Origin of the sequence: Rhodococcus sp. O3, assembly GCF_048897285.1 — a bacterium.
Lineage (GTDB): Bacteria > Actinomycetota > Actinomycetes > Mycobacteriales > Mycobacteriaceae > Rhodococcus.
In genome coordinates, this window is record NZ_JBMBTE010000331.1 from 1 (window position 1) to 439 (window position 439).

The window sequence follows — 439 nt, forward strand, 5'->3', positions numbered from 1 at the left end:
GATCGTCGCGTACACCAGACCCGAATACCCGAAGATCGGCTTGCGAGAGAAGACGGGGAAGATCTCCGAGACGATGCCGAAGAACGGCAGCGCCACCACGTAGACCTCGGGGTGCCCGAAGAACCAGAACAGGTGCTGCCACAGGATCACACCGCCGGTGGCCGGGTCGTAGACGTTCCCGTTCAGCACCCGGTCGACGAACAGACCCATGAACGCGGCGGTGAGCAGCGGGAACACCAGCAGGATCAGCAGACTGGTGATGAGGATGTTCCAGGTGAAGATCGGCATCCGGAACATGGTCATGCCGGGGGCCCGCAGGCAGACGACCGTCGTGGTCATGTTCACGGCGCCGAGGATCGTGCCCAGACCCATGATGCCCAGACCCATCACCCACAGGTTCGCGCCGACGCCGGGCGTGTGCGTCACATCGGACAGCGGC

At 64.0% G+C, this 439-nt stretch carries 1 protein-coding gene; it reads right to left on the reverse strand.

All coding sequences use genetic code 11. The annotated features are described in order from the left end of the window. Nucleotides 1-439 (reverse strand): cbb3-type cytochrome c oxidase subunit I (locus tag ACN675_RS29285; RefSeq protein ID WP_420754139.1); only part of this gene is annotated, 439 nt, incomplete at both ends.